Annotated in this window: 12 protein-coding genes and 2 pseudogenes; 9 read left to right on the forward strand and 5 right to left on the reverse strand. The window is 42.7% G+C overall.

Features of this window, described 5'->3' with window-relative positions:
* Positions 1–27: 27 nt before the first annotated feature.
* Entirely contained in the window at positions 28–174 is a 147-nt protein-coding gene (locus AB5618_RS20735; RefSeq protein ID WP_243271427.1) for a hypothetical protein, read from the forward strand.
* A gap of 16 nt (positions 175–190) precedes the next feature.
* Here AB5618_RS20735 and AB5618_RS20740 read toward each other — a convergent pair whose 3' ends face one another.
* The 5 genes and pseudogenes from AB5618_RS20740 to AB5618_RS20760 form a co-directional block, all read right to left on the reverse strand.
* The gene (locus AB5618_RS20740; protein WP_233456069.1) at positions 191–523 is read right to left on the reverse strand and encodes a DUF262 domain-containing protein; all 333 of its coding nucleotides are present in this window, start codon (positions 521–523) and stop codon (positions 191–193) included.
* A 64-nt stretch (positions 524–587) separates the two neighbouring features.
* Positions 588–1478 (reverse strand): Fic family protein, encoded by an 891-nt coding sequence (locus AB5618_RS20745; RefSeq protein ID WP_148462461.1) that lies wholly within the window; start codon positions 1476–1478, stop codon positions 588–590.
* A 341-nt stretch (positions 1479–1819) separates the two neighbouring features.
* Positions 1820–1918, reverse strand: a pseudogene (locus AB5618_RS20750) (TnpV protein); the annotation flags it as partial.
* Positions 1919–1970: 52 nt separating this feature from the next.
* Positions 1971–2150, reverse strand: coding sequence for an aldo/keto reductase (locus AB5618_RS20755; RefSeq protein WP_330382701.1), 180 nt, complete (start codon positions 2148–2150; stop codon positions 1971–1973).
* 16 nt (positions 2151–2166) lie between these two features.
* On the reverse strand, positions 2167–2856 hold the full coding sequence (locus tag AB5618_RS20760) for a carboxymuconolactone decarboxylase family protein (protein ID WP_243271428.1): 690 nt from the start codon (positions 2854–2856) through the stop codon (positions 2167–2169).
* A 144-nt stretch (positions 2857–3000) separates the two neighbouring features.
* Between AB5618_RS20760 and AB5618_RS20765 the strand changes: the two genes are divergently transcribed.
* The 8 genes and pseudogenes from AB5618_RS20765 to AB5618_RS20800 all read left to right on the forward strand — a co-directional run bounded on the left by AB5618_RS20765 (position 3001) and on the right by AB5618_RS20800 (position 8558).
* Entirely contained in the window at positions 3001–3141 is a 141-nt protein-coding gene (locus AB5618_RS20765) for a hypothetical protein (protein ID WP_021651320.1), read from the forward strand.
* Positions 3142–3147: 6 nt separating this feature from the next.
* Positions 3148–3270: pseudogene (locus AB5618_RS20770) on the forward strand (transposon-transfer assisting family protein); the annotation flags it as partial.
* 664 nt (positions 3271–3934) lie between these two features.
* Positions 3935–4639 (forward strand): lantibiotic protection ABC transporter ATP-binding protein, encoded by a 705-nt coding sequence (locus AB5618_RS20775; protein WP_025580190.1) that lies wholly within the window; start codon positions 3935–3937, stop codon positions 4637–4639.
* Entirely contained in the window at positions 4640–5386 is a 747-nt protein-coding gene (locus AB5618_RS20780) for a lantibiotic immunity ABC transporter MutE/EpiE family permease subunit (protein ID WP_008705323.1), read from the forward strand. It abuts the gene before it with no gap.
* A gap of 2 nt (positions 5387–5388) precedes the next feature.
* Positions 5389–6132: a lantibiotic immunity ABC transporter MutG family permease subunit gene (locus AB5618_RS20785; RefSeq protein ID WP_025580193.1), complete on the forward strand. Its 744-nt coding sequence runs from the start codon at positions 5389–5391 to the stop codon at positions 6130–6132.
* Positions 6125–6502, forward strand: coding sequence for a NisI/SpaI family lantibiotic immunity lipoprotein (locus AB5618_RS20790; RefSeq protein WP_025580194.1), 378 nt, complete (start codon positions 6125–6127; stop codon positions 6500–6502). The genes AB5618_RS20785 and AB5618_RS20790 overlap by 8 nt, the downstream gene beginning before the upstream one ends.
* A gap of 38 nt (positions 6503–6540) precedes the next feature.
* Positions 6541–7203 (forward strand): response regulator transcription factor, encoded by a 663-nt coding sequence (locus tag AB5618_RS20795; protein WP_173716263.1) that lies wholly within the window; start codon positions 6541–6543, stop codon positions 7201–7203.
* Positions 7194–8558, forward strand: a complete 1365-nt coding sequence (locus AB5618_RS20800) for a sensor histidine kinase KdpD (RefSeq protein ID WP_148462462.1) — start codon at positions 7194–7196, stop codon at positions 8556–8558. The genes AB5618_RS20795 and AB5618_RS20800 overlap by 10 nt, the downstream gene beginning before the upstream one ends.
* Positions 8559–8944 lie beyond the last annotated feature (386 nt).

Consider the following 8944-nt stretch of genomic DNA (forward strand, 5'->3'; position numbering starts at 1 on the left):
TCACAGAATTAAGGGATGCACGAAGAAATGCAAGAATATAAAATTATTTTAACCTGGGAAGCAATTTACGATGTCACCGACATTGCAGATTATATCGAAGAAGAAAACGGCCAGCAACATGCTGACCGTTTTCAATCTGATCTGAAAGAACAAATTTACGATTTCTTGCTCTGATTATACGCTATCAGGATTATATTCTCAACCACTTCTCACAGTTCCATTTATGTTTTATAGCTTTTGCATAGCCTGCTTTGCAGGCTACACCCCAAAAGAAGCAAACACTGCCAGTGTCATGACACCTAGCTTTAGTTTTTACATCTGGATTCTTCCAAGTAATAATGTAGCCAGTAGGATAGCCATTATATAAAGAATCTATTAAATCTCTAACCTGACTGCGCTTCCATACAAATGGACGCTGAATTTCAGGAATAACAAAATCTTCTGCATCAATCAGTCCAAGAATTGCGTGAACCGAATACTGCATTAATGTAAATTTTTCACCAGTCATTGCTGTACCTCTCATCTAATGATTTTCCTCAAACCAAAGTGTGAGATGACACTTTGAAAAGGACTTATAGAAATCGCTTTTAATAAACAATTCTAAAATAATCCAAATATGCTTTATATTTATCCTGTGCGGTCAGACAGGTATCTGTCAGATAACCTTTTTCATTGTTCCATTCTTTCAGTCCACGATAATAGAACATTTTCAGATTATCTTCGATAATAAACGGCACAATATTGTATTTCAAACATTCTTTAAACATAATCAGACGTCCTACACGACCGTTGCCGTCCTGGAATGGATAGATCTGTTCAAACTTCACATGAAAATCCAAAATATCCTCAAAAGTCTTTTCTTCTTTTCCGTTGTACTCAGTCAACAGAGCTTTCATTTTATCGGCAACTTCTTCTGGAAATGCTGTTTCCATTCCGCCAACTTCGTTCGGCAATTTCTTGTAATCACCAATAACAAACCAATCTTTTCTGGAATCACTGGTTCCATTTTTCAGAATCAAATGTAGTTCTTTAATAAACTTTTCTGTTAAAGCCGCTTTTGCATTATCAATAATCATATCAATGCAACGGAAGTGATTTGCTGTTTCAATCACATCATCCACATTCAGCACTTCGTTTTCTACGCCTATGGTGTTGGTTTCAAAGATGTATCTGGTCTGATCATGGGTCAGACGGCTGCCCTCAATATGATTGGAGTTGTATGTTAAATCAATCTGTGTCTTATGGTAAATGCCGCCAGAATACTTACTTGCTTTCTGCTCTTGCAGAATATCCAGCAAAGTAACTGGCTGCTCTTTCTTTTTGTTTGAGCGCTCCGGTTTTTCTGCATTTTCAGGAATATTCCAAGTCTTACCGGTAAGAAATGCACCTGGTACACGTCCCTGTGCACAATAATTTCTGACGCTGCGCTCTGAAACATTCCACTTTTTTGCTATTTCAGTAACTGAAAGGTATCGCATCTGTTCTCCTCCGTTATAATTCAAATCAAAATTTACACTTTTATATAGTATATCACATTATCGGCAAATTATCAAACATTCATCTTTGCTTACATCTTATGTTTTTGCCGTTTTCGGCATCATTTATCTTTAATTAAATACCAAACTATCCTTGTAAATCAAAAATCTGTTTTACAAGGCATACTTTTCCTTTTTTGCTCATTTTTAAGCAAAACCTTGTTATAAGTTTTAGCGGCAATTTTGCCGATAAAGAAACCAGCCCGTTTCCGAGCTGGTTCCAATTCACATAATGTATAAATAACATCCAGTCTTGCTTATTTTACTTTTTATTACAGAACCAACTAATGAATCACAATCTCTTCCGCCCGATTGTAAATGTTGTTCATAGCTTGTATCCACGCCATCTGATTCTATTCTTTCAATTCGTCCGTTACATCCTCAAGAGCTTTCCATGATGCTCGATTTCCCTCTACATATCTGTCTTCGCACTGATTAACCTTTGCCCACGCCACGCTCATTACCATATGCCTGTGCAGTATCAATATGTCTATATCCAATCTCTACCGCTGCTTTTACAGCGTCAGCAACCTTATCATCATCAATAAACCAGGTTCCAAGACCAAGCTGTGGAATTTTTACTCCATTATTCAATTCAATATTTCTATCAAACATTTCATTCACCTTCCTATTATAATTTCCCATATTCTTCATCACTTACTGGTTCAAGCCATTCATTAGAACCATTTTCGCCCGGAACCTCTATTGCAAGATGGCTAAACCATTCATCTGGTGCGGCGCCATGCCAGTGTTTCACTTCTGCCGGAATATTGATGCAGTCGCCTGGCTTCATTTCTACAGCTTCTTTGCCTTCTTCTTGATAATATCCTCTTCCGGCAACGCATACCAGAATCTGTCCACCTCCACTTTTTGCATGATGGATATGCCAGTTATTTCTGCATCCAGGTTCGAATGTCACATTGAAAATTCCAACCTGAGAAGTAGAAATCGGTGCAAGAAAACTTCTGCCGGAAAAATACTGTGCAAAGCCATCATTTGATACACCGATTGGAAATACCATCTCTTTTGCATGCGCACGCATCCCTTCCTCTTCGTATGGCAAATCTCCTTCGCCTGTTTCCCACACTTCCTTTGCAAGATTGAAAACAGCCCATGCTTTTGGCCAACCTGCATAGAATGCGGCATGTGTGATCACTGCCGCAATCTCTTTTTGTGTCACACCATGATTTTTTGCATTTTGAAGATGATATTTTAAAGAAGAATCCGTTAATCCATGCGCAAGCAATGCAGTTACCGGGACCAGTGATCCGTCCCTCAAGCCGCACTTCTGCATATACATCCCCTTAAACTTTTTTCCCATCCCATAAGCCTCTTTTAATGCCTGATTGCCCTGTATTGCGCCAACAGCATCTGCACCTCCGCCAAATACGGTTCCTGCAAGTTTGGAATTTAGAAAACATTCGATTCAACATTGTTTTCATATGTCCGCTACGGGGTATATGCCATGATTAACAAAGATGAGCGCCGTGATGTGAGTATTCGCAAGCCCCGGCCATCTATCCGCAAGCAGCTTGCCGACAGCAAACAGGCCACCAGCCCGAAAAAGGCGGCGGCCAGAACCAAGAAAAATGAATTGGAGGTATGAGGAATGATGCACTTTACCGTGGAAGAAGAAAATTTGATCTGTATGTACCATAACGCAGACCGACGCAGGACGATAGGCAAGATCACCGCAGCCATGCCGGGTATGGACGGGGATATGTGGACGCTTGCGTCCGGCGTCTTTTCTTTTTGCCTGTTCCTACGCATTTAGAACCCAGTATTGACGGGGATAGGATAAAGTATTCGCCCACCTCTGCAAACGTGCGGGAGAAGCCTTGAAACTGGCGGTTATCAGCCCCGAAAGGCGTAGGTTACAGTCATTATTAGCCCCCGAAACAGGTACAGACGCGCAGCGGGTGTATCTGTTTCGGGGGTGTGCAGGTGATAGCCGCAAAGCGGCGTAAGAGGGTGCAGCCCTCTTGATCGTTATTCTTGTTCCAGCGGGAAGCTCGGCAACGGCGGCTTTGATTGTTTCATAGTCCAGCAGCTTTTCTTGTCCGTCCATCCTGATACCCCCGTCAGATTGATTTTTTCCATGATACCATATCTGGGAGTATGGAGCCAGAGAAACCGGCGATTTTCTGCTGGTAAATTCTACGCATTTAGAGCGGCACTATGGCGGGGATAGGATAAAACACTCACATACCCCGCCGACTATGCGGGAAAAACCTTGAAATATAGGGCTTTTTAAGGCCCTAAATGCGTAGGTTGGTGCTTTGTTGCGATATGCTCCACGGTTACGGTGTATTGTTCATATTCTGTTTTCGGGAATCTTTATGAAATCTTCAAAATTGCCCGGTATGCTATCCGTAAAATCAAAGAAAGGACTTGATTATATGGATATGATTTTGAAAACGACTGACCTCTGCAAAAATTTCAAGGGGCAAATGGCGGTAAACAATGTGTCACTGAACATCCGGCGCAACTCGGTTTATGGTCTGCTGGGGCCGAATGGGGCTGGCAAATCCACGATCTTAAAAATGCTCACCGGCATTTTACGCCCCACATCGGGAAGCATCGAGTTTGACGGCCACCCGTGGAAGCGGAATGATCTGGAGCATATCGGTGCTTTGATTGAGATGCCCCCGCTTTACGAAAATCTGACTGCATACGAAAATCTCAAAGTCAGAACTACATTGCTCGGCCTGGACGATGCACGAATTAACGAGGTATTGCAAATTGTCCAGCTCACGAATACCGGCAAGAAACGGGCCGGGCAGTTTTCTCTTGGTATGAAGCAGCGGCTTGGTATTGCTATTGCATTGCTGAACAGTCCCCAGCTTTTGATTCTGGATGAACCGACTAACGGCCTTGACCCTTTAGGGATTGAGGAACTTCGAGAGTTAATTCGCTCTTTTCCCTGCAAAGGGATTACAGTTATTTTGTCCAGCCATATTCTGTCAGAAGTCCAGCAGATTGCAGATCATGTGGGTATCATTGCTGGCGGCGTCCTTGGATATGAGGGAGAGCTTCGCGCCGGTGAAGATTTGGAACAACTCTTTATGGATGTTATTCGCAGAAATGGTAAGGAGGGATATTAAATGGAGATGGCATATATTCAGGCAGAGAACCTAAAGCATAAGAGAACTTTCACAAAAACGCTGATCGTTCTGGCCCCGTTTGTAACTGCGCTTATGAACTTTTTTGCCCCTCTTTGGTTCCAGCTCAATTCTTATAATTGGTGGTATATCCTGCTTTATCCTGGATTCCTTACGCTCACCTGTGCCTTGATTGAACAGCGGGATAATGGCAAACTAAAATATCGTGCCGTTGCTTCATTGCCTGTTTCGCAGAACAAAGTCTGGAAAGCAAAAATTGGAGTGGCCGGTATTTACTCCTGTGTGGGGAATTTCATTTTCCTGGCGCTAAATCTGTTGGGCGGTTTTGCAATATTAGTTATCAACGAAATTCCCCTGACAATCGGAATTTGGCAGGCTGCGGCCGGAACAGCTTGTATTGTCATTGCAAGCCTATGGGAAGTTCCGCTGTGCTTATGGTTATCAAAAAAAGTTGGTATCTTTGTCACGGTTATTCTTAATGCCGGACTTGGAAGCGTTTTAGGGATTTTCACGGCTACAACCTCTTTGTGGATGATCTGCCCGTATAGCTGGGTGCCGCATCTTATGATTTCCGTGTTAGGTATTTTGCCTAATGGTGAGCCGGTTGCAGATCAGAGTACGGCAATGGCATTTTGGATGATTATACTTGTATTGGTCATTTCGCTGGCCTGGTTTGCGGCGCTGTCATTTTTAACTGCAAGATGGTTTGAGAAAAAGGAGGTGGGGTAACTATGGTATCTGTGGTTCGCTGCTGGAAAGCAGAATATCAGAAGTGTAAACATAGCATTTTGCTCTATATGCACAGCATGATTCCGATTATATGTGCGGCGATTTTTGCGGGTTACTATCATATATCCAGATGGGAACTGGCAACCAAAATCAGTGCCTATCTGGAAGTGCTGGCCGTTGCGTTCCCGTTTCTGATCGGCATTATTGTGGGCCTGGTTGTTCAGATCGAAAATCAGGCCGGGCATTATCAGCTTTTGTTGGGAACAATCCCATCTCGCATGGCAACGTATATTGGTAAACTTGGTTTTCTGATGATCTGTGCTTTTGGCGCAACATTTTTAGCGTTAGGAACATTCGCTGCACTATATAGGGATGCTCCGGCAAGCCTTTACCTGAAAGCAGGGATTCTATTGTTGATTACCATGCTTCCCATTTACCTGATTCATTTGTTTGTGGGAATGAGCTTCGGAAAAGGTGCATCTATGGGATTGGGAATTGCAGGGAGTTTAATAGCTGCCCTTATGATAACAGGGCTTGGTGACGCTACATGGAAATATATTCCCTGGGCCTGGGGCGTTCGTGCTATGGATTACACTGTGCTTGCATGGGATAGCCCCCAACTGTATGCACAGGTAAAAACCGATTTTTTCAGCGGTATGATTATTTCTGTATGCTGCACTGTTTGTCTGCTGATTGCCAGTTTGGTTTGGTTTCATGGTTGGGAGGGAGGTAAAAACAGTGAATAAAAAGTGCCTGTTTGCCGTGGTAATTGTGCTTGTAAGTCTTATATGCTTATCGGCCTGCGGTGCGCTCCGCGATACCGCCGATAAAAATAAGGCGTTAAATGAATCTCTGCCGTATTATGAGCTGAACGCCGCAAACTATGATGAAATTTCATATAACGGCCTGACATATACCATAACGGATGAATGTCTTGAAATGTCAGAACTGCAAGAAGAAATCGGGCAGGTATCAAAACGCTTCAAAAATGTGGCGGGGGAAGATTTCAGTTTCGGCTACGTTTACAGTATTGTGGATGTGGATATAAGCAATGCCGTAGCTGTAAATATCAACAATGAATATCGGAAAGCTGACATTAAAAATAATGATGAGTAACCTCGACAATGTGGTATAATGGGGCGGGAGGTGATTTTTTGACCCACTTACTTGTAGTTGACGATGAAGTTTCTATCTTGGAATTGATTAAGAACAGTTTGGGGAAAGATGGATATTTGATAACAGTCTGTCAAAATGCGGATGATGTAGACATCAAAAAGCTGCATTTCTATGACCTCATTCTTTTGGATGTGATGATGCCTGGCACAGACGGGTTTGAGTTTTGCAAACAGATCAGGAATATGGTAGACTGCCCGATTCTCTTTCTGACCGCAAAGACATTAGAGGAAGATATATTGTTTGGATTGGGCATCGGTGCGGATGATTATATTACGAAACCTTTTCGTATTCAGGAGCTTCGCGCCCGTGTCGCGGCACATTTACGCAGAGAAAAAAGGGAGCATCACAGCATACTTTCATTTGAGCCTGATATAAGATTTGACCTTTCCGCAAAGGTACTGTATGTTTCAGAACAGCCGGTTCCCCTTACCAAAAGCGAGTATTCAATCTGTGAATACCTTGCGAAAAACCGGGGACAGGTTTTTACAAAAGAACAAATCTATGAAGCCGTTTTCGGGTTTGATGGAATAGGCGATAACTCTACGATCTCAACGCATATAAAAAATATTCGTGCGAAATTGGAGCATTTCAAAATAAGTCCGATCAGCACCGTATGGGGGATAGGATATAAATGGGAGTGAAAAAGAAACCTACATTGAAAATATTGTTTCGCCAGTTTGCTATCTCCCTCATTGTCATGCTGGTAGCGGCAATTATTGTCCCTTCTGGTTTGGAGGGACTTGCTGTAAATGCTGGATTAGCTACAAGAGCAAATCTAAGTGAATTGCAGGTAAAAGAGATCATTCCAACGCTGACGATTGCCCCGGATATTACAAAGGTTGTGATTCCACAGGGATGCGGCTACTTAATTCTGGACAAGAACTTTAATGAGCTTTACAGCAATATGGACGATGATGAAAAAGAAATTGCCCTGCTGTACGCAAAGGGAGAATATATTGAATATGCTACGGGGAGGCAGTTTGCACTTGTTGTCCGGGAAAACGAATTTTGCGTTTTAAGCTATTATATTGGTTCTCAATTTACAGTGTCATGGCTACCGGAATATTTTCCATCTCCTGACACGCTTGCGTTTATCCTGATGGCTGTAAATTCGCTGCTGGTCATTATCATACTGACCGCCAGATTTGCTAAGAACCTGCGTACACAACTGACCCCGCTTTTTGAAGCAACTGCGGAGGTTTCAAAGCAAAACCTTGATTTTGAAGTAGGACACGCCAAAATCAAAGAGTTTGAAGATGTCCTTGCATCTTTTTCAGATATGAAAGATAATCTGAAAATTTCGTTAGAACGGCAATGGAAAACCGAACAGACACAGAAAGAGCAAATCGCCGCGCTTGCCCATGATTTGAAAACGCCTCTGACGGTTATTCAAGGAAATGCTGATTTACTCACAGAAACAAATCTTGATGATGAGCAACGATTATACGCTGGTTACGTCGTGGAAAGCTCCGGCCAGATGCAGTCATATATTCAAACCCTGATTGATATATCACGGGCGGCGGTTGGTTATCAGCTCCATATTGAAAGTATAGACTTGCCAGCGTTCATGCAGCACTTGTTCGGTTATATGGAATCACTATGCCGGACAAAAGAAATCCGGCTGCAAATGAATACTGTTTCACTCCCTCAAATGCTGAAATTTGATAGGTTGCTGATAGAACGTGCTATTATGAATGTTATCAGTAATGGGCTGGACTACTCCCCGCAAGGCGGAACGCTTTATGTGGATGTTCAGAGTAACAACGGTTTCGTGGAAATTTCAGTCACAGACGAGGGAACGGGGTTTTCTAAAGAGGCATTATGCCACGCACAGGAACGGTTCTATATGGGCGATCAAAGCCGCAATTCAAAGTTACACTTTGGTATGGGTCTATATATTACAAATTCGATTATGGAACAACATAATGGTCAGCTTATTTTAGAAAATTCAAAAGAAACCAGCGGCGCAAAGGTTACTATGAAACTTCCTTGCTGATTTTCCGATAGTATAATGGACGTCTTTTATGTCCGTCCATTTTTCAAATCTTTATGGAATCTTCAAAACAACAAAACGCTTCAAATCGTCGCCCGGTAGGTTTACGACCTGCCGGGCGATTTTTGTCGATTTTCGCGGATTGTCATTTCCGGCAAAAAATCAGATGGAAAAGGAGGCGGTCAGCAGACCAGGGCCAGCATAGGCCCCTGACAACGGACAGGATCATCCTGCTCACTCCCCACGGAAAGGGGGTGAGAAGATGAAAGTTACCCCTGATGATTACGGGAGGCGCTGCCAGTATCTTTTCCGCTGAATACATTTGATATGTGCATGACTGCCAAGTCTTTTTCTGGCTTGATCAAGCATATCTATGCTGTAATCAAGGC

Origin of the sequence: Ruminococcus sp. J1101004sp1_RTP21198st1_B9_RTP21198_201120, from assembly GCF_040924245.1 — a bacterium.
Classification (GTDB): domain Bacteria; phylum Bacillota; class Clostridia; order Lachnospirales; family Lachnospiraceae; genus Blautia_A; species Blautia_A faecis.

Bases quoted from the DNA above. Each gene is read 5' to 3' on its own strand.
- AB5618_RS20760 (WP_243271428.1), bottom strand. From the start codon at position 2,856: ATGGGAAAAAAGTTTAAGGGGATGTATATGCAGAAGTGCGGCTTGAGG.
- AB5618_RS20755 (WP_330382701.1), bottom strand. From the start codon at position 2,150: ATGTTTGATAGAAATATTGAATTGAATAATGGAGTAAAAATTCCACAG.
- AB5618_RS20780 (WP_008705323.1), top strand. From the start codon at position 4,640: ATGGAGATGGCATATATTCAGGCAGAGAACCTAAAGCATAAGAGAACT.
- AB5618_RS20800 (WP_148462462.1), top strand. From the start codon at position 7,194: ATGGGAGTGAAAAAGAAACCTACATTGAAAATATTGTTTCGCCAGTTT.
- AB5618_RS20775 (WP_025580190.1), top strand. From the start codon at position 3,935: ATGGATATGATTTTGAAAACGACTGACCTCTGCAAAAATTTCAAGGGG.
- AB5618_RS20740 (WP_233456069.1), bottom strand. From the start codon at position 523: ATGAGAGGTACAGCAATGACTGGTGAAAAATTTACATTAATGCAGTAT.
- AB5618_RS20745 (WP_148462461.1), bottom strand. From the start codon at position 1,478: ATGCGATACCTTTCAGTTACTGAAATAGCAAAAAAGTGGAATGTTTCA.
- AB5618_RS20785 (WP_025580193.1), top strand. From the start codon at position 5,389: ATGGTATCTGTGGTTCGCTGCTGGAAAGCAGAATATCAGAAGTGTAAA.
- AB5618_RS20735 (WP_243271427.1), top strand. From the start codon at position 28: ATGCAAGAATATAAAATTATTTTAACCTGGGAAGCAATTTACGATGTC.
- AB5618_RS20765 (WP_021651320.1), top strand. From the start codon at position 3,001: ATGATTAACAAAGATGAGCGCCGTGATGTGAGTATTCGCAAGCCCCGG.